Source organism: Brucepastera parasyntrophica (genome assembly GCF_022376835.1).
Classification (GTDB): Bacteria; Spirochaetota; Spirochaetia; order Treponematales; family Treponemataceae; genus Brucepastera; species Brucepastera parasyntrophica.
Genome location: NZ_CP084606.1, coordinates 1,316,213 through 1,336,435, shown reverse-complemented (window position 1 = coordinate 1,336,435; position 20,223 = coordinate 1,316,213). Strand labels below are relative to the sequence as shown.

16 protein-coding genes and 1 pseudogene are annotated in these 20,223 nt (G+C 45.7%); 11 read left to right on the top strand and 6 right to left on the bottom strand.

Annotated features, from left to right (window positions below; translation table 11 throughout):
* Nucleotides 1-329: 329 nt before the first annotated feature.
* Both K7I13_RS06350 and K7I13_RS15625 read right to left on the bottom strand, forming a co-directional pair.
* Nucleotides 330-3,035 (bottom strand): alpha-amylase family glycosyl hydrolase, encoded by a 2,706-nt coding sequence (locus tag K7I13_RS06350; protein ID WP_255948845.1) that lies wholly within the window; start codon nucleotides 3,033-3,035, stop codon nucleotides 330-332.
* A 63-nt stretch (nucleotides 3,036-3,098) separates the two neighbouring features.
* A pseudogene (locus tag K7I13_RS15625) lies at nucleotides 3,099-3,164 on the bottom strand (chitobiase/beta-hexosaminidase C-terminal domain-containing protein); the annotation flags it as partial.
* Nucleotides 3,165-3,881: 717 nt separating this feature from the next.
* On the opposite strand from K7I13_RS15625, the gene K7I13_RS06345 reads away from it, so the two are divergent.
* Together K7I13_RS06345 and K7I13_RS06340 are read left to right on the top strand one after the other, a co-directional pair.
* On the top strand, nucleotides 3,882-4,589 hold the full coding sequence (locus K7I13_RS06345; RefSeq protein WP_255948844.1) for an SIMPL domain-containing protein: 708 nt from the start codon (nucleotides 3,882-3,884) through the stop codon (nucleotides 4,587-4,589).
* 209 nt (nucleotides 4,590-4,798) lie between these two features.
* Nucleotides 4,799-5,086 carry a hypothetical protein gene (locus tag K7I13_RS06340; protein ID WP_255948843.1) on the top strand — a complete coding sequence of 96 codons (288 nt, stop codon included), beginning with the start codon at nucleotides 4,799-4,801 and terminating at the stop codon, nucleotides 5,084-5,086.
* Between the two features lie 91 nt (nucleotides 5,087-5,177).
* On the opposite strand, the gene K7I13_RS06335 is transcribed toward K7I13_RS06340, so the two are convergent.
* The 4 genes from K7I13_RS06335 to K7I13_RS06320 all read right to left on the bottom strand — a co-directional run bounded on the left by K7I13_RS06335 (nucleotide 5,178) and on the right by K7I13_RS06320 (nucleotide 11,070).
* Nucleotides 5,178-5,459, bottom strand: coding sequence for a PG0541 family transporter-associated protein (locus K7I13_RS06335; protein WP_255948842.1), 282 nt, complete (start codon nucleotides 5,457-5,459; stop codon nucleotides 5,178-5,180).
* Nucleotides 5,460-5,685: 226 nt separating this feature from the next.
* Nucleotides 5,686-8,853 carry an efflux RND transporter permease subunit gene (locus tag K7I13_RS06330; protein WP_255948841.1) on the bottom strand — a complete coding sequence of 1,056 codons (3,168 nt, stop codon included), beginning with the start codon at nucleotides 8,851-8,853 and terminating at the stop codon, nucleotides 5,686-5,688.
* Nucleotides 8,850-9,776 (bottom strand): efflux RND transporter periplasmic adaptor subunit, encoded by a 927-nt coding sequence (locus K7I13_RS06325; RefSeq protein ID WP_255948840.1) that lies wholly within the window; start codon nucleotides 9,774-9,776, stop codon nucleotides 8,850-8,852. The genes K7I13_RS06330 and K7I13_RS06325 overlap by 4 nt, the downstream gene beginning before the upstream one ends.
* A 1-nt stretch (nucleotide 9,777) precedes the next feature.
* On the bottom strand, nucleotides 9,778-11,070 hold the full coding sequence (locus K7I13_RS06320; protein WP_255948839.1) for a TolC family protein: 1,293 nt from the start codon (nucleotides 11,068-11,070) through the stop codon (nucleotides 9,778-9,780).
* A gap of 139 nt (nucleotides 11,071-11,209) precedes the next feature.
* On the opposite strand from K7I13_RS06320, the gene K7I13_RS06315 reads away from it, so the two are divergent.
* From K7I13_RS06315 to K7I13_RS06275, 9 genes are all read left to right on the top strand, one after another.
* Complete coding sequence (locus tag K7I13_RS06315; protein WP_255948838.1) at nucleotides 11,210-11,905, top strand: response regulator transcription factor; 696 nt, start codon at nucleotides 11,210-11,212, stop codon at nucleotides 11,903-11,905.
* Nucleotides 11,902-13,251, top strand: coding sequence for a HAMP domain-containing sensor histidine kinase (locus K7I13_RS06310; RefSeq protein ID WP_255948837.1), 1,350 nt, complete (start codon nucleotides 11,902-11,904; stop codon nucleotides 13,249-13,251). The genes K7I13_RS06315 and K7I13_RS06310 overlap by 4 nt, the downstream gene beginning before the upstream one ends.
* A 659-nt stretch (nucleotides 13,252-13,910) precedes the next feature.
* Nucleotides 13,911-14,258, top strand: coding sequence for a DUF4349 domain-containing protein (locus tag K7I13_RS06305; RefSeq protein WP_255948835.1), 348 nt, complete (start codon nucleotides 13,911-13,913; stop codon nucleotides 14,256-14,258).
* A 26-nt stretch (nucleotides 14,259-14,284) separates the two neighbouring features.
* The gene (locus K7I13_RS06300; RefSeq protein WP_255949232.1) at nucleotides 14,285-14,584 is read left to right on the top strand and encodes a DUF4349 domain-containing protein; all 300 of its coding nucleotides are present in this window, start codon (nucleotides 14,285-14,287) and stop codon (nucleotides 14,582-14,584) included.
* 27 nt (nucleotides 14,585-14,611) lie between these two features.
* Nucleotides 14,612-14,884, top strand: a complete 273-nt coding sequence (locus tag K7I13_RS06295; RefSeq protein ID WP_255948833.1) for a DUF3788 family protein — start codon at nucleotides 14,612-14,614, stop codon at nucleotides 14,882-14,884.
* A 211-nt stretch (nucleotides 14,885-15,095) separates the two neighbouring features.
* Nucleotides 15,096-16,082 carry a sugar ABC transporter substrate-binding protein gene (locus tag K7I13_RS06290; protein WP_255948831.1) on the top strand — a complete coding sequence of 329 codons (987 nt, stop codon included), beginning with the start codon at nucleotides 15,096-15,098 and terminating at the stop codon, nucleotides 16,080-16,082.
* Between the two features lie 48 nt (nucleotides 16,083-16,130).
* Nucleotides 16,131-17,609, top strand: a complete 1,479-nt coding sequence (locus K7I13_RS06285; protein ID WP_255948829.1) for a sensor histidine kinase — start codon at nucleotides 16,131-16,133, stop codon at nucleotides 17,607-17,609.
* Nucleotides 17,602-19,173, top strand: coding sequence for a response regulator transcription factor (locus K7I13_RS06280; RefSeq protein ID WP_255948827.1), 1,572 nt, complete (start codon nucleotides 17,602-17,604; stop codon nucleotides 19,171-19,173). Before K7I13_RS06285 ends, K7I13_RS06280 begins: the two co-directional genes overlap by 8 nt.
* Entirely contained in the window at nucleotides 19,170-20,216 is a 1,047-nt protein-coding gene (locus K7I13_RS06275; protein ID WP_255948825.1) for a sugar ABC transporter substrate-binding protein, read from the top strand. Before K7I13_RS06280 ends, K7I13_RS06275 begins: the two co-directional genes overlap by 4 nt.
* Nucleotides 20,217-20,223: the final 7 nt, after the last annotated feature.

Genomic DNA, 20,223 nt, shown 5'->3' with positions numbered 1-20,223 from the left:
CAGGGGTTTTTCATACATATTCCATCGGAAAGATGTTATTGAATTTTATTCAGGACAGGATAGCCGGGTATTTCGATGGCAACAAGGAAACCGATACAGATAATTTTTGCGGAGGAATGGTGTTCCCGTATTTCCCGCATATTCCGGTATCCTATACATCAGCATTCCTGCGGAAAGTATATTTCTGCTTTTCCTGTACAATAACCGATTGGTTCTGCTCAACCCCAACTGATAAAAAAAGCGCCGGAATGTGTATTCCGGCGCCTGATTACCCGTTTGGCAGTCCCCGGATTGCCGGAGGCGCCGAACAGTTTTATGCAGTCAGCAGCTTAATTTGTACTGACTATTGTGATAATAGCGGTTTCATCTATGACCAGGGGATCCGTGTCCATATTTCCGCCGCTGAATTTCCATTCATCCGGAGCCTGTACCATACCGCGGAGTTTTCCGGTATCCATATCGTAGGTATTGATATAGATTTTCCATCCGGCGAGCGACGCCGGCCGCCCGATTGATTCGGCCTTGATCCGGAATTTTATGATACCGGGACTCTGGGTCGTATTGGCGCCTTCCCATTCAACGATGGATGTCGGTGCCGGAGTTACGGATGTTCCGTTATTTGTCGCGTCCGCGCCTTCGCTGCTGTAGAACGCGGTACTCCAGCCTTCGGCTTTCATCATATAGTCCCAAGCAAAATTGTCCGGGAGCGTATAATTGTGGTTCGGCTGTACAGTGCAGCCCTCTGTTGATCCAGGTTTTGCCAGGAAGATGTTGAACAGGACATGGTCATACATGTTCTTTGTCGGGTTCCAGCCTTTGGACATGGACGGAGTCGTTATCGTGATTTCAAGGTCCGATCCTGAGGCCCGTACTTCTACTCCGGTTATATCCATCTGGTGACCTGAGAATGTAGTGTTGGTCGGCAGACCGTAAGTCTTTCCGGGAGGTCCGTTATCATCGCCTTCCGGATCGGTTATAACTGCCGGGTCCGTCACAACCAGCTCATAGGGCCGCTCGATTGTAAACGTAACGCTGTTTGAATACGCGTAGGAATTGGATCCTTCATTAATAACCAGAAGGGCCTTTACCGTATTTTCACCGTTTGAAAGGGTCGAAATGTCGCAGGGAATACTGAATGCTGTGCCGGTTACCGTTTCGTTCTGGACATTGGTAAAGTTATCGTTGAATACGATTTTGATGTCCGCGGCATGGCTCAGCGTGCCTTCCAGCGTAATTTCATTGGTAGAAATGGCAGTCGGATAGGTGGAGGTAATTTCAATTGTGTTTGTGCCGTCATCGACCGGCTGGCCTACATCTGTGAGCAGGAAAATGCCGTAGCCCTTTGCCGGAACGATTGCCTTAACAGTCCCGCCTGTCTGAACGATAATGTCTGCCGGGAACCCTGTGGTTGACGGGGAGAGCAGCTCGAGTTTATCGCCGGCGGTAAAGCTTGATGTGACATCAAAGACCTGACTGGTTTCGGATGTATTCATGATCACGAGAGCCTCATGATTGATACCGGACATAAGGCTTCCGCCCGCGTCCTTTTCAGTTAACCGGTATGAGAAGATTCCCGAGGAAAAACTGGTATCTTTTACCACTTCGAGCGCGTTATACCGGAAAATCCGGTTGTTCTTTCTCAGGGAAATAATGTCCTGGAAGAAGGTATACCAGGTGTTTGAAGTATCGAAAAGGTCCGCCGCATTTGTCATCCCGGCCTCGCCTGCATAGCCTCCCGCGAACATAGCGCGCCTCGCGCCTTCTTCATCAAAGCCCTGTTCGGAACCATAGTAAATCTGCGGAATTCCGGGGATTGTCATAATAAGGGCGTAGGCAGCTTTTACCAGTTCAGGATCGGTTGTTCTGAGAAGCCGGTCCATATCATGGTTATCAATAAAGGTTACCAGTCTGTCAGGATTATCGTATCCGACAGTGTATCTTCTGTTCAGGATTGTTGAAATATTGTTTGTCGCGCCGCCTGTCGAGAAGGTATCCCTGATGGCAAATGTCAGCGGGAAATAGATGAGCGAGTCCATTCTCTTTGCGCCGGTTGACGGATTTACCGTATATCTGGCGATCTTTGTATCGTCCGTATTCCAGGTTTCGCCGAAAGAAATGAAGTCATCCTTGCCCACTGTCTGCGCATATGTCCTCACGCCCTGGTTGCCGGTTTCATTGCTGTTAATAAAGCCTTCAAAGAAGGTTTCTTCAACATACACCGCGGTATCAATGCGGTAACCGTCAATATTTGCCTTGTCTATCCAGTATCTGAAGTATCCGCGGAGGAGGTTCTGCACTACCGGATTGGCTGTTTTCATATCATCAAGATCACTCATCTGATAGGTCAGGAGCTGACTTGCGTTATTATAGTCAGTTACATTGGGGTTCCAGTTGTAGAATGACGAATATTTCAGTTCATCCGGGGTATAGTCGTTGGGGTCATTCATTGACCACGGAAGCTGGACCGGTTTGTTTGTAGGAAGTGAAGCCGCGTTGAGTTTGAATATGGATTCGCTCAGCGGTTTATTTTTCAGCATATCGGAGGTGACTGTCTGTCCGATTTTCATGTAATCGCCGGTATGGTTGACTACAATGTCCTGGACCACATACATTCCCTTGTTATGGGCCGCGCTGACGAGGCTCTGGTATTCCGCAAGGGTCCCGAAATGGAAATCCGTCTGGGTGAAGTCGCTTGCCCAGTATCCGTGATATCCGTGATACCAGCCTTCATGGACCTGGTTTTTTACCGGCGGGGTCAGCCATACGGTTGTCGCGCCAATTCCCTGGATATAGTCCAGTTTCTGCTGGATACCGGCAAAATCGCCTCCGTTATAGCCTGAATCGGGCTGTCCCGCGATCGGAACGCGTTCATCATAGGTCGGAAGCTCGGTGGTGTCCCTGTCATTTGAGGTATTGCCGTTATAGAAACGGTCGGTTACCACAAAGTAAATGATCTGGTCCTGCCACTCCGGCGAGGCGGCTGTCGTTCCGCTGAAGTCGGTGCTTCTATCCAGGTCATAATCAAAGACCGTCATCGCGTAGCTTTTCGCGCCGTTGGAATTTACAGCTAGGGCCCGGACTATTGACGGAGATGATACTTCGACCGGCGCGGCATATTGGGCGGAGGCCGTTGTCGGTTCGGTACCGTCGAGTGTGTAGTAAATCGTATTTGTCTCCGCGTGGGAAATGGTTACGGTTTGAACACTCTTATAGAATCCCCCTATGGGAGAAAACTGAGGATACTCGGTCGTTGTCGGATCTTTTTTCGGCGGATCGTCATTGCCGGCCTGCTTACAGGCAACCAGCGTGCAGCATAATATAATTGCCGCTGCTAAAAAAGGCGGAAAATTGTTTTCCTTGTCTTTTTCATTGCGTAAAACTCCTTGTTATAGCAAAATGTGTTAAATACATCCTGTTTTGCAGGGACATATTCCTGATATATATAAATATAAATGCGGTTTAGTCATACAGCATCCGAAAGAACCCCGTTAAAAGAAGACGGGGAAACAGCCGGTTTGGCATTATCACCTCCTTAATACATTATCTGGGTAATTTGCCGGTCGTACCTGGTCTCAGGTTATTCATAAGCAGGTAAAAAGAAAAAGGACTTTTAACTGAACCGGATATGCAGGCCGGAGGATAAAACAGATTTTCCATGGAAAATAGTTTATCCTTAAATAGGAAAGATAACTTTTTCCCGATTGAAGATTCTTTTCTATATAAAGCAATACTTTCCATATATAAAAATGATAACATAGAATCACCGAAAGTCAAGATTTTTTCGCTGCGGCGGGATATACCCGTCCGAATTCCGGAATTTTGGGAACAAAAAACGCTTTTCTTGATTGTTTTCCGCCCGTTTTCGGTGTATGCTGGAAGATATGAAAGGAAAAGCATATTATATTACCGCATCTATTCTTGCGGCAGGACTCATGATTACCGGGCTGGTTCTGGCTATGGGAATTGCCAGTATCCGCAGCGACGAACGGACCGTGAGTGTCCGAGGACTCTCTGAACGGGAATTCCCGGCTGATATGGCTGTCTGGCCGTTAACATTTTCTGTCGGCGGAAACAGTCTTCCTGCGATCAGGCAGGATATTATCAAAAAAATAGACATAATTACCGATTATCTGGAAAAACACGGACTTTCATCCGAAGAATTTACCGTGAAGGAACCTTCCATTACGGATACATCGACTGATCCCTATATGAACCGTAATGAACAGACCTGGACATATATCGCCAAAAATGTCGTACTCGTGCGGTCGTCAAATATTGAGGCTGTCACCCGGGCCCTTGCGGATTCACTCCAGCTTCTGGATGCGGGAATCGCGCTGGCAAGAAGTTATGACAGCCAGGTTCAGTATCTTTTTACGGCTCTGAATGATGTCAAACCGGACATGATCGCCGAAGCCACGCAGAACGCGCGGAAAGCAGCCGAGCAGTTCGCAAGGGATTCGGGCAGCAAGGTCGGAAAAATCAAATGGGCCAGTCAGGGCCTTTTTTCCATTGATGACGCGGCCCCCGGTCTTCCGGAGAAAAAAACGGTCCGTGTTGTGACAACGATTGAGTATATTCTGGCTGACTGATTAATTGTGCATTTGCCCGCGGAGGAGGCGGGCCATCTATTGCAAACTGTCTGCAGGCAGGATTTGACGTGGTACAGAAAGTCCTGCCGCATAGAGGTTTATAAAAAGGGGTGTTGAATGAGAAAGTGTATAGCTGTATTGGTTGTTTTTTTATTGTTAATGGTGTCGGCATGTAAAAAGATGATGATACGGGAACGCTCAGAATTACCGTGACGGATATTCCTGCCCAGTATGATACATGGATAGCGACTGTTAATGTTTATGAGGGTGCGACCCAGGTAGGGATCGCCATGGAAGTAGTTTCAGATTCTTCTGTGACTGTCACATTACTGGATGGAAACGGTAAAACCTGGGAAGATTCTTCCGCTTCGGTTAAATACAGAGTAATTATGTATTTGACTGATGGGACGCCGCCCGCCGAGGGATTTGAATATAATAAGACTGTTTCAGGAAATGCGTCCCATACCCTGTCATTCGCTGATTTTACGTCGATATAACAGCCGGGGGCCCCTTTAATAATGTGAAAGCTGCCCGAGGCGGGTACAATTTTCCGGTAACAGCGGTTCCGGGCAGCCTGTTTTTTACTTTTTACTCGGCTTTCAGCAGGAAGAATTTGATCCCTTCTTCGGGAAATCTGTTTTTTATTTCCTGAATTACCCGGACCGCTGATTCCGCGTTTTTATCATCAAGATAGCTGATGGCGAGGAAGTTTTCTTCCGGCCAGACAGCGCTTCCCGTTTTATAGTCATTTTTTCCCCTGCCGTGAACAACCGGGATAAGGGTATAATAAAAATCGGCTACAGTATTCTCAAGGCCTGTCAGTATTTCATCCTGAACCGATTTATTGGCAATAATTTCAAGCCGTTTCATTTTATGCTCCTTTATCAAGTTTCTGATGTAAAGAATTGAATAATTCTTTACATCAGAAACACTTACCATTGGAAATAATAGATCTCCTGTAAAAAATCAAGCGGACAGGCTGAAAACGATACTTTGCAGCTTGTCAATTATAAAAAAGTACGGGAACGCCCCGGCATATAATGGAGTTTTCAGGAAAGAAAGCTGTTTTCTCCGCTGAAAACCCCATATATGTTTTTTACTTATCCGGACCGGAAATTTCCGGCCGGTTTTCATCAGTATGAATGTCTTCAAGCTCCAGGGTCTGTTTCTTTTTTCCTTTCCGCCGTTCATTCAGGAATGAGTACATTACCGGGATGAAGAGCAGCGTTATAAAGGTAGAAGACGTCAGTCCGCCTATAACAGTCAGACCGATCGGCTGGATCATCATAGATGATTCTCCGGGGAAAAACGCCATTGGTACAAGGCCCAGAATCGTCGTAAGAGTTGTCATAAGTACGGGGCGCAGTCTGGATTCACCGGCGTCGATACAGGCTTCCCGGACTGAGACGCCTCTTCCGACCAGCAGGTTGGTATAGTCAACCAGAATGATTCCATTGTTAACAACAATACCGACCAGCATGACAATACCGACCAGGGTAAAGGTACTGATAGTTTGTCCTGTCAGCAGATAGATGAGGACAACGCCGATGAGCATAAGCGGGATGGTACACAGGTTGATAATCGGGTCTTTGAAGGATTCGTATTGGCCGGCCATTACACCGAAGACCAGCAATATGGCAAGCGTCGCGATGAGGATAAAGGTCACGAGTGTTTCCATAATATCATTCCATTGTCCCTCAAAACCGACCGTTACTCCGGTTGGGGCAACAAAATTGTCCGTAAGCGCTGCCTTTATTTTGCTCTCGACCGCGTCCGCACGATTGCCTTCGGCCATTGAACCGGTGACATGTATAACTCTGGTCTGGTTTTCCCTGTTTATGGACACCGGACCCAGTCCCTTTTCGAGCCGGGCAAAGTTTGATACCGGAACGAGGTTTCCGGCCGTGGACGCGACAAAAATCCGTTCGAGGTCAGGAAGTTTTTTCCTGTCGCTTTCCTGGAGCATGAGTACGACAGAGTATTCATCTCCGCTGTGACGGAAGGTGGTTGCTGTGACGCCGTTCATGCTTGCGCTTATTTCGCTCGCGATGTTTGAGATATTCAGGCCCATATTGTACGCCCGGTTGCGGTCTATAACAACTTCAACCTGCGGAAGTCCTTCGGTTGTATCAATTGACACCTCTGTAAGTTCAGGCACGAATTCTTCAATAACCGCGGCAATTTCATTCGCGGCCGCGAGTCCTGTGTGTATATCATCAACCCGGAGAACTATGTCTATATCCGATCCGCCTGCTATTGCCTGAGACCGGCTCTGTCCGAAACTGAGATTCGCGTTCGGGAAGTCTTTGAAATGGGTGCGGAGTTTTTCTCTGACCTGCTCGCTGGTATCGGCATTTTTATTGTTGATATCCAGATTGACGGTCATGTCGCCCTTGTGAGTGTTCTGCCCTGTGTTCATTGCGCGGCCGGTACTTCCGACATTAACGGTAATACTCTTTGCGCCCACGATTTCATCAATCGCAAATTCCTGGAGCTGCAGCATTACTGCTTTTGTTTCCTCATACGTGGTTCCGAGCGGAAGTTCGAGATTGAGCGTGACCGAATCGTCGTTCATCGGGGGAATAAAGGTAATGTTCATTTTGCTCAGAGCCCCGACGCTGCCGATAAATGCGGCGATTACCAGGACGACTGTTACCACGCGGTGGTTTATCGCTGCGGTAAGCAGTCTGCGGTATCCCCGGGTAATGGCTTTCAGCGCGGCGTCAACTGCATCGTCAATTTTTTTCAGTACGCCGTTCTTGAGCGGTTTCTGTTTTCTTGTATTGATGGGCAGATAGGTGCTTGCCAGAACAGGAACAAGAAATATGGCCACCATAAGACTTGCCGCCAGCGCGATGGCAACAGTGAAAATCATTCCCTGAAAAAGTTCCCCTATCATTCCGAGCCTGTTTTTGAAGAGCAGAATCGGGACGAATACACAAATTGTTGTAAGCGTGGAAGATATAATTGAGGACATGACTTCCTGGCTGCCCAGGATTGCGGCGATAGTCGGCTTCGCGCCCCGTTCCCTGAACTTGTAAATGTTTTCAAGTATTACTATGGACGAGTCTACAATCATACCGACACCAAGGATAAGTCCTGTCAGAGTCATCATATTGAGTGTAATTCCCGCCAGGCTCATTACGAGGAGTGTGACAAGGATAGAGAAGGGAATGGAAATGCCGATAATGATGGTACTTTTAATATTCCGCAGGAAGATGAAAAGTATTATTACCGCAAGGATGATTCCAAGTACGGCGGAGTTTATAAGTTCATTAATCATTCCCCGGATCTGGTCCGTATTGTCCGAAATAATTTCCAGTGTAATATCTGCGGGCAGATCGGCCCTTATTTCATCAATTCTTGTGTATACTTTGTCTGCAACACTGACGGAATTTGTCCCGCTCTGTTTTGTGACTGATATATATACACCGCTTTCGCCGTTGATATATACGGTAGAGGTTTCATCTTCGAACCCCATTGAAACCGTACCAATGTCCTGCAGGCGTATGTCGCTGCCGTTTTTCTGCGCTACGACAGTTCCCGCTATGTCCTGTATGCTTGTATACTCGCCTGTGGTCCGGATACTGTAATTTTTATCGCCGTCTTCAATTGATCCGGCGCCAAGTTCCACATTCTGCTGCGCCAGTTTTGACGCAATTGAGGTGATGGTTAATCCGTATGCCTCAAGGCGGTTCTGCGACAGGGCAACTTTTACGATTTCACTTTGCCCGCCGCGTACGCTTGTCGAAGCGACGCCGTCTATCTGTTCGAGCCTATCCTGGATTGTATCTTCAGCAATGCTGCGAAGTTCATTCTGCGTCCGGTTACCCCTGATCGCAATGCTCATTATCGGCATTGAGGAAGGATCAAACTGCATGATTATCGGCGTGTCGACATCATCAGGAAGGCTTCTTTTTATCCGGTCCAGTTTATCCCTGACTTCATTGATTTTATTATCAAGATCAGTGCCGTATTCGAATTCAAGCATAACCAGACTCGAATTTTCAGACGAGGTCGAAGTCATTTCCTTTAACCCGCTTAAATTCACAAGGGAGGATTCAAGGAGTTTGGTAACGGTTTTTTCAACTGTTTCCGGACCTGCCCCGCTATATGTGGCAGAAACTACAAGGAGGGGCATGTTCGTTTCAGGAAACATATCTATGGCAACATCAAATACCAGATAAATTCCCACAATTGCGATGAGAGCGAAAATGACGGCCAGCAGTACCGGCCGTCCTACTACCTGTTTTGCAATACTCATGACAGAATCCCCGCATTCACGACGCGTACTTTCGCATTGTCAGACAGAAACTGCTGGCCCTGGATAATTACGATATCGTTTTCAGCGAGGCCTGTTTTTATTTCAGTAAGATCATCCACCGAGACTCCTGTGGAAACTTCCTGGAGCCGCACAGTGTCCGCACCTTCCAGTACATATACATAGGTTGATCCGCGGAGCGTTACGAGTGAATTGGACGGCACCGTGATAACATCGGCATAGGTGCGCGTATTCAGTTTGATCCGTGCGAACATTCCCGCGTTAATGCGGGAATCATCCGTATCGAAGGTAAGGACAATCTTTTTTGTCCGTGAGTTGGGGTCAAGTACCGGAGACACACGGATAACTGTCGCGGAAAAAATTTCGCCGGGGAAGGCTTCAAGCGTGACTTCCGCGGTCAGGCCGACTTTTAACTGGCCGACTTCGCGTTCCGGTATTAATGCTTCGATTTCAAGGTTTTCCATTACGGAAACAACCGCGATATTGGAAGCCTGGGTCACGGTGGAGCCGACCGCAAGCGGGGTGGATGTAATTGTGCCGGAAATCGGAGAGTAGACAGGGCTCATGGAATATGAGACGCCGGGTTTTGACGGATCAACTTCGGCTATTACCTGGCCCTTTCTGACAACTGATCCGACCTCCACTTTCAGGGAGGATAATTTCCCCGATGTGTCCGGAACGACTGATACCTGCTGTTCAGTTATAATATCTCCATTGATTTCGATATATGCCTGCAGGGTCTGTCTTTCCGCTGCGTCGACGCGGACCGAGAAAACCGATTCGGTTGAACTGATCGGGGGCCTGCGGGCCGCCGTGGAACTTTCGCTCCCGGCCAGCATTGTCGGAATAGTAATAAGCGCTGCGGCAGCAATAATGGTTACAATGACTGTTACTCTCTTTTTCATGTTAAATTCTCCCCAATGTTCCGAACGGAACATTTAATTCATTTTCAAGATCAAGGGTCGCAGATAAGAGATTATACAATTCTTCCTGTACCCTGTTTTGCGCGGTTGAAAGGCTGTCGGCCGCGGACCTCAGGTTTTGCAGGTCCGTGGTTCCTTTTTGATAGGATTCTTCATACATGGCGTAACTCTGTTCCGCCAGATCGACATTCAGTTTAAGAGCTTCAATTGTTTCCAGCGATTGTTCTATAGTACGCACAAGCTGCCGTACCTGCAGGTCCGAGTTCATTTTTGCTTCCGCAAGATTGCTCTGGTATATGGCGACACTTGTTTTCAAAGAATCAATCTGGGTTTTTGTCGCCGACCAGGGCAGAAGACTGTCCAGACTGAAGGTCAGGCGGGCGGTAAAAGATCCGCTGTCAGACCATGTGCTGTTTGAATAAGAAGGTGAAGTATTCCACGATACCGAGACGGAAGGCGTATATGCCTGGAGCTTTGCGGCTTTCAGCTGGGCTTCAATTATTTCAAGAGACATTCTCAGGCTCGTTACCGAAGCCGATTCTCCGTTTTTCTGAATGTTTTCGGTGTTAATGAAGGAAATAGTATCATCCAGGCTTCCGGCGAGTGTTATTTCTTCATCGAGCGGAATACCGATAACCTGTTTGAAAGACTCCAGTGCGTTGTTATAGCCTGACTGTACTGTCCTGAGTGTCGGTTTCATATTTTCCAGATCAACCCTGGCGGACAGTTCTTCCAGAGCTGAGGCCTGGCCATGCCGTGCCAGCGCGGCTGTCTGATCATAGCGGGACTGGGCTGTTCCTATGCTTTGTTCCGTCAGGCTGATATTCGCCTCAAGCAGCAGCAGCTGATAAAACGCCTTCCGGACCTGAAGTTCCAGCGTCTGTCGTGCCGTTTCATAGGAAATCAGCCCTGCCTGATACTGAAGGCGGGCCTGTTCAATATTTGTAAAAATGGAAGTAGTAAGAGTCATGGATGCAGACAGAGAAAATCCCGGGATCCACTCATCTATCGATGCCGGCGAAGGATCGCCGATAAGCGTGGTCGCATGACTGGCCGAGGCTGACGCAGATACGGACGGTATAAGTCCGTTCCAGGACCGGTTGGATTCCCGCTTTTTCTGATCAGTTTCCAGTTTTGTTCTTTCAAGGCTCAGGTTGTTTTCCAGGCCAAGACGTACAGCTTCTTCAACACTGAGTACCGTCTGTGCCGAAACAGCCGGTATAATGCAGAAAAAGACAGCGGCAATCAAAATCCATTTTTTTTGTTTACGTTTCATACCGAAAATATAGCTCACCAAATGTTTAATTTATATAAACAGCGGGTAAAGAGTTTATAACATTTTGTTATATCCGGGGCTTTTTCGTTGCAGAGATAATAATCATTATATATATTTTTAATTAAGAGGATAAATAACCATGAAAGCCAATGTTTTGATTATAGAAGACGTCCGCGAACTTTCCGAACTGGTGGAATTATATCTCACAAAGGAAGGTTTGGCTGTTAAATCTGCGGAAAGCGCGGAAGACGCCCTCGCTATCCTTGAATCCTGGACGCCCGATCTTATTATTCTTGATATAAATCTCCCTGGCATGGACGGTTTTGAGTTTCTGCACCAGTACCGCCGGTCTGAAACTACGCCAGTTCTTATTGTTTCCGCCAGAAGCGCGGATGAGGATATTATTTCAGGACTTGGCTACGGCGCTGATGAATTTGTAACAAAACCCTTTTCTCCGAGGGTTCTTGTTGCGCGGGTCCGGGCCATGCTCCGGCGGAACAGGGAAGACCAGACGAAAAGCGAAGCAAAACTTTTCAGATTCGGACCTTTTACCATTGATTTTGACGCCTGCATACTGAAAAAGGAAAACGAGAAAATTCCTCTTTCGGCAAAAGAATACGGCGTACTGGCCTTTCTTGCGGAAGCGGCAGGAAAACCCCAGTCTCCTGAACAGATTTATTCGGCTGTCTGGAAAAACCTGTACGGAGATATTACTACAGTTGCGGTATATATCCAGCGTCTCAGGAAAAAGATTGAAGACGATCCTTCCGTTCCCGTATACCTTGAAACGGTCCACGGTATGGGCTACCGTCTGAATACCGGAGCGGACTCATGAAAATAAAGACACAGTTTTATGTTCTGATAGGCGGCATTATTATGGTGCCTTTACTGGCTTTCGCCGCAATATTCATAATCCTTCATTCGCAGAAACAGACCGCAGATTTTGACGTTCCGGCATATGAAGAAGTGCTCCCGCTTTTCAACGGAGAACTTGAACGCGGTGAATGGGAAAATATAGAACGTTATGTTGCCCGCGCCCATGCGGATACAAATATGACGGTTTTCAGCAAGGATTTAATGGTTGTCTATTCAACCGGCGATGAATTCCATCCGGGAGAATATGTAACGAAGAATCAGCTTCTCGAAATTATGCAGCTCGCGACTTCCCAGTACGGATATATTTTGGAATCACCCGGATGGGTAAAAGAGAGCCACGCGATTATTCTTGTAAGAATAGACAGTTCAATGCGCAAGCCTCCGCAGCCCGTTGTGTTTATGTTACGGACTTTTTTAACCGTAATAGGCGTTCTGCTGGTCTTTGTTGTTACGGTCATGATAGCCATTACCCGCTCAATTACGGAATCCGTGCTGATACTTGAAAATGAGACCCGCAGGCTGGCTTCGGGAGAACTTGATTTGCCTATAGACGTAAAGGGAAGCAATGAAATAACTTCCCTCACCAGTTCCCTGAATACCATGCGGCTGGCACTTAAGGAAGAAGAAGCAACCCGGACCCGGTTTATCATGGGAGTCACCCATGATCTTAAAACGCCTCTTGCTCTGATAAAGGGATATGCCGAAGCTATTGTCGACGGAATTGCCGATGACGCCGCATCGCGCATTCATTCAGTTGAAATAATAGTAGCAAAGGTTGATCTGCTTGAAGGTATGATTGATGATCTGATTGAATTCGTAAAGGTGAATACCGGCGAGTGGCGGCGTTCTCTTGATCATGTGGATCTTTTCAAATTTCTTTCCATGTATACCCGCCGGGCCCTGCGGGACGCCGAACTCCTTGACCGGAAAATGGAAGTTTCAAATACCATTCCGGAAAACACAATGGTGCCGATGGACGAGCGTCTGGCGCTCAGGGCAATAGAAAATCTTGTAAACAATGCGCTCCGGTATACATCCGCCGGCGGTATAATAAGAATTAATGCCTTTGTTGAGGATAACCGCGCCGTAATTGAAATATGTGATAATGGGCCGGGCATAGATACAAATGATTTATCTCATATTTTTGATATGTTTTATCGCGGGACTTCCTCACGGAGAGAGCAGGGTATGGGCCTGGGGCTCTCGGTTGTAAAAGGCGTTATTGATTCACATGGCTGGGAAATTTCGGTACAGTCGGAAAAGGGAGTCGGGAGCTGTTTTATCATTTTCATTCCCCTTGACTGATACAATGAATACACTGTTCCCGGAAAACCGTTCCGGTAAAAACATACTATTTTGATATATTCTTTATGCTGTGTATGTGCAGCTTTTTGACTGATATTGGAACTGATTTCAAAAGTTGCCGGTTTTGAAATCAGTTTTTTAAAAACTGTTCTGTTTCTTTCGCAGGCAGTCCGTTTTATAAACTGATCTTCAAATTATTGACTTTGGTGAAATCAATATGTGAGAGGGTTTGCAGCAATAATTTTTGATGTGTATACTTTTCTGTTTTTATACACCAATGATAACACTGTTATGTTTTTGTATCCGCAGGGCGCCGGTATGCGGAAAATGGATATCACCCATTCTGAAAGAAACCTGACAGTCCAATGCCGTAATTTTTTTATATTTTCCTGTGTTTTTTTAATCCGGAAAACCCGGTTCGCCTGGTTCGCCGGAATTCCGGCATGCATAGGCAAGGCCGGGCATATAACCATATCCTCCGGAATCTCCGTTTTCAGACAAAAAAGATGATAAACTCTTTTAATTTACATCAGAAACACGTATGACCGGAAATGGTCAAATAATTTAAATTATTTGACCATATTTCATTATTTTTTGAACGCAATACGCTAACTGTGTTATACTGGCAGAAGGAAAAAGCCTACTTCAGGAGGATCCTTATGAGGAAAATTATGGCTGCGGCATTTCCTGCCGCTGTGCTTGCTGTCCTTTTTATTTCCTGCTCAAGCGGAAAGCAGATGAGCGCAGCGTCAGAAGCCCGGGCATACGGATATGATTCGGAAACTGAAGCTAGTTATGCCGAAGAACAGCCTGAAAGAATGATAGCATATACGGCCTATTATGTTCTCGACGTAAAAGACAGCGAAGAAGTCCGGACCCAGCTGGTAAAGCAGGCGCAGGAACTGAGAGGATTTGTTGTCCGCGATTCAACCGACTATGTATCGGTCAGAATCCCTGCGTCTTCCTTTAATACATTTATTGAAGCGGTAAAAAGAGCGGAAAGGTAGAAGAAGAACGGGTAGAAGGTACGGACATTACCGACAGTTATCATGATACGGTAACCCGGCTTGAAAGTCTGCGGAAAATAAAAACAAGATATGAAGAGCTGCTGAATAAGGCTATAGATGTTAAGGATATGCTTACAATAGAAAGAGAGCTGGAGCGCATCGATCTTGAAATTGACAGACTGGAGGGACGTAAAAAATACGCCGAGCAGACTGTTGCGTATTCCCTGGTTTCAGTGCATTTCGGAAAAAAGACCCGTCCCGGACCTTTGGGCTGGGTTTTTTACGGCCTTTACCGGGGAATCAAATGGCTCTTTGTCTGGGATTGAACATAAGCGTGTTATGTGGGGGATCATATGAATAATCAATTGCTGAGGGATGCGTCAGTATTTCCCGATGGAAAAATACTCGAATCCGCTCTGGGTAAGGCTTATCCTGTATACAGTGAGTTTATGGATACAATAACTTCCGGGGAATATAATCTGGAGCCTGAATGGCGTTATTATAATGACGGTAAGGCCTGGCTTTGTAAAATACAGTACAAAAAAAAGACTGTACTGTGGCTCTCTGTCTGGGAACGTTTTTTTAAAACAAGTTTTTTCTTTACTGAAAAAACAGTGACGGAATAAACGCCCTCGATATTGATGAGTCTATAAAGGAATCTTTTTTGCAGAATAAGGCTGTTGGAAAGCTGAAGCCGGTGATCATTGATGCGCGGTTTAAAAAACAGATCCCCGATATTCTGAAACTTATTGCTTTCAAAAAAGCTTTGAAATAACGGATGCTTTGCACATGATTCCAGACAGACTGCGCTGAAGAATATATGGAGATTAAAACAAAATGGCGGTACGGAAATTAACACTGCTGGTACTCTTTCTCATTTTTGCGGCAGTGCTTATCCTTTTTTCCGCCGTCCTTTTACTCTGGAATACCATTCCCGTTAAGGAAGCGGCCCGCTGGCCGACAGACAATCCGCCTGCCTATTATATTGTTATGATAGGAAGGCGGATTGATACGCCTTTCTGGCAGCGTGTATATGCTGAAGCGAGAACGGCGGCCGAAGAACATAACATGATAATTGAGTTTATTGGTCCTTCATCCGACGCTGACCGCAATCAGATAGATGAATATATGAATTATGCCGTCGCCGCCCGCGCCGACGGTATTCTTTCATATATCAATGACAGCTCTTCAATACGCGAGGTCCTGGAATTTGCGGGGAAAAAGGGTATACCAGTTGTGGTTCTGGAAAATGACACCGTAACAGGCAGCCGGCAATCCTTTGTCGGAATCAGCAGTTATGAACTCGGGAAGAACCTCGGCACATTAATTTTAGAGGCCGGAGGAGAAAACAGTACAGTCCTTGTTCTTCCCGATACTTCTTCTTCAAGGACCTCAGGTATGATTATGATGTCCGGAATCCAGGAAACCCTGCGGGAATATCCGAAGATTGAGATTTCGGTTGATGGTTCCGAACAGGCAGGATCTTCGGCCTACGAACAGTTTATACGCAACAGAATAATGACTGATGATGATCTGGATATTATAGTTACCCTGAATGTGAATGACACCATGCGGGCAGCGCAGGCCGTAATTGAGTTAAACAAAATGGATGATATTTCAATTATAGCGTTCCGGGAAAACGAGAATATTCTTGAATATGTCAGGAGAGGAATTATCTATGCAGTTGTAGTTCCCGACGCCGAGCAGATCGGACGAAGGGCCGTGGAAGTGATGCACGAGTTTCTGGAAAAGAAATATACGAATGATTATGTTATCACAGATATGTATATCATATATCAGGATACTGACTCCGGATTGTACTGATGAAATCCTTTCAGTGGTCTGATATATAGTTGATGGAGCAGGTATGCCGTGAAAAAACGCAGAGCTTACAGTATCAGGGAACGGCTTTTCTATTCTTTTTTTGTTACAGCGGCATTAATGTGCGTAATTGTGCTGTACAGTTTTGTTATAATCAATTCCGTTACTTTTTCAATCACTAATGCCTATGAATCAAACCTTATGCTTCGGGAGTATCAGAATGCCCTGAAAATGGTTGAATCAGGACTTGAAAATTACATTACTTTACGGACGTTTGAAGGTATAGAAAATTATTATACCTGGCGCGGCAAACTGGACGCGCTTTCATTGAATTTTAACAGGGAACCTTCGCCGGAACCTATGCTGCTTCAGGAATATAAAATCGGGAATCTGATGGAGTCCTTTCTCGAATATGCGGACAAGGCTGTATATGCCCGCCGGGGAAATAATGTTACGGAATATATGTATAATTATTATACCGCACAGCGAATATACAGTTATCTCACTGATTCGATCCGGGAACTGAATACATTGTATTTTGAACGGAACGTATCGGGCTATAACCGCATACTCAATAATATGCATATCCTTGAACTTGTAAGTATTCTTCTTGTCGCTACGGGGATCACGATCAATTTTTTAATCGTGTATATTCTTATCAACAGGATTACCGGGCCTCTGGTTGATTTATCGGACGCCGCAAATGAACTTGCATCAGGCAATTTCGATGTTGAAATAGCGAAAATTAAAACAAATGATGAACTCGGAAATATTTACCGTGCGTTTGACCGTATGATTGTAAGTATCAGGGAATATATCGAAACAATTCAGACCAAAGCCATGATAGAAAACAATCTGCGCCGGCAGGAAATGGAAATGAGGGAGCTGTATAAAGATGCCCAACTCAGGACTCTGCAGGCGCAGATAAATCCGCACTTTCTCTTTAACACGCTCAACGCAGGAGCCCAGCTTGCCATGATGGAAGGCGCGGATAATACCTGTGCCTTTATTGAAAATACCGCTGACTTTTTCCGGTATAATATCCAGAATCTTGAAAAGGATGCCCTGTTGTCCGGTGAAATAAATCTGGTTGATAATTATATGCATATTATGAAGGTCCGTTTTGCTGACCGCCTGACCTATATCAGGGATATCCACTGCGAAAATCTTGATATCCCAATGCCGAGCATGATACTTCAGCCTCTTGTAGAAAACGCAGTAAAGCATGGTATAGCTGAAATGAGTTCAGGCGGAACAGTAACACTGCGGGTGTACCGCAGTGCTGATTTTCTCAATATAGAAATAAGCGATAACGGCAAACAGTTTGATCCTGCTGTGCGGCAGCGCCTTTTATCCGCTTCCGGAAAAACTGAAACGGAAGAACCGGTGTCAGGGACTTCCGTCGGAATCGGAATGGTCAATGTAATAACCCGTCTCCGAATGTTTTTTGATGACCCCGATATTTTTGACATTGTTGATAATTATCCCGAACCAGGAAAAACTTTTGTTATAAGGATAAAGAATGTATAAGGTATTGCTTTCAGATGATGAACAGATTGTTATTGATTCGCTGCGTTATATTCTGGAACGGAATTTTCCCGAGCAAGTTGAGTTTTATTTTGCGCGTTCAGGGGGAGAAGCTGTTGAGGTTTGCCAGACAGAGAAAATCGATGTTCTGTTTATAGATATACATATGCCCGGGCTGAACGGTATTGAAGCGATAAAGGCAATTAAAAATTTCAGCCCTGCGCTTGTAATTATTGTGCTTACTGCTTTTGACCGTTTTGATTATGCCCAGCAGGCTATAAATCTTGGTGTTTATGAGTATTTATCGAAACCGGTCAACAGGAACAGAATTATAGAAACGATGCGGAATGCAATGCAAAGTGTTGATACCGTCAGAAGAAAACGGGTTTCCGAAATTCAAATCCGGGAAAAACTTGATTCGGTAATCAATATTGTTGAAAGCGATTTTATTTATTCACTTATATTCCCGTCTGAAAAGAACTGTGATATAGAAGCCTATTTTGACTTTTTTGACATTCAGAATTCATTCTTTTATTTTATGGTTATGGAAGTTTATGATATTATGCAGCAGGACCGGGCAGGATTGTATACCACTATCCGCAGTGTTCTGTCTGCATCCGAAACCTGTATCACCGGTCCGCTTGTTCAAAACCGGATTGTTATTTTCGTTCCGCTTTCCGGAACGCAGGACCCAACGGCCGAACAGTATGATGCAATCAGACAGACTGTTAATCTGATATATTCCCGCATTACAGCTCACTCCGGGGTCCGGCTGAAAATAGCCGTAAGTACTATTGAACAGGATTTTTCCCGTTCGTTTTCACTTTACAACGAAACACTCCGTTCGCTGGTTAACAGCGGAACCAGTGACGGTATTGTATTCTGCAATGATATTACCGAAACGGATATTGTTTCCGATACATATTTTTCCGGCCCTGAAAAGAAACTGTTTGACAGGGCAACTGCCGGGGATATTCAGGCCGTACACACTCTGGTTTCCTCTGTTTTCCAGCAGCTGGAAAAACAGTATCCTGGCGCCATCGATATACAAAAAGGCAAGCTTTTTGAAATCCTTGCAGTTATCAGATTTCAAACCAGGCAAATGTATCCCGACTTCGGGGGATTTTCCGACTGGAAAAACACCTACTCCGATATTGAAAAAATTCCCGATAGCGGAGAGCTTCTGAAGTATATTATGAGAGGTATAGATGAATGTCTTATGGTGATAAATGAACATAAAAAAAACAGGATGAGTCCTCTTATCTCGCAGGCATGTAAAATTATTACCGAACATCTGGCCCATGATATTTCCCAGGAAGAAATTTCCAGGAGATTGAAGATCAGCCCTTTTTATTTCAGTAAATTGTTCAAGGAAGAAACAGGCGAAAACTTTATTGACTATGTGACTGCCGCGCGGATGCAGAAGGCAAAAGAAATGCTGCGGGAGCGCTCATACAGTATTAAGGAAATCAGCGCGGAAACCGGTTATTCCGATCCGAATTATTTCAGTAAAATTTTTAAAAAAAATGTCGGTATTACTCCGACTGAATACAGGGAAACATTATGAGAAAAACCTATTTTTCATTCTCTTTACTGCTGTTTTGTCTGATATGTATTTTCATGTCGGGCTGCAGCGGAAAAAAAACAGCGGCAGAACCGTCAATTCAGGAGAGCAAAAGAATAACCATAGGTTTTTCCCTTGATTCTCTCATTGTTGAGCGATGGATACGCGACCGGGATGTTTTTGTCGCGGCTGCCGGCGCACTGGGTGCAGATGTTATCTTCCAGAATGCCGCCAATGACGCCTATGAACAGGTCAACCAGGTCAAGTACCTGGTTGACAGCAATGTGGATGTACTGGTAATTATTCCCCAATATGCCGATCTGTTGTCTGATATAGTGCAGAAAGCCCGCACAAAGGGAATTAAGGTTATTTCATATGACCGTCTCATACGAAATGCAAATGTCGATTTATATATTTCCGTTAATTCCATAGAAGTCGGGAAATTAATGGCGGAAGCGGTCGCCGAAAAAGTCCCTGCCGGAAATTATGCTTTTATAAACGGACCCCAGTCAGACTATAATGTAAATCTGATGAGGCAGGGTTTTGATTCTGTTTTGCGGAATTATCCGGATGTAACCCGGGCCTGCGATTTTTTTGCCGAAAACTGGAGCTATGACAAAGCCTTTGAACAGGCTTCTTTTCTGCTTGATGCGGGAATCCCTTTTGACGCGGTAATCTGCGGGAACGACGGTCTTGCCGGCGGCGTAATCCGGGCTCTTTCCGAACACCGCATTGCCGGAACTATTCCGGTCGTAGGTCAGGATGCGGATATTGCCGCCTGTCAGCATATCGCAGAAGGGCTTCAGCTGATGACTGTATATAAGCCTATTTCAGAGCTTGCCCGGACCGCGGCCGCGGTGGCTGTACAGATGGCCTCCGGCGCGTTTGTCTTCCCGGAAGAAAAAATTAATGACGGAACCTTTGATGTCCCGGTATACTGGATCCCACCGGTTGCCGTTACCCGCGAAAATATGGATGACATTATCATTGATTCAGGATTTCATACTGCGGAAGAGGTATACCGGTATAAAACCGCTGTAAACTGAATATTCC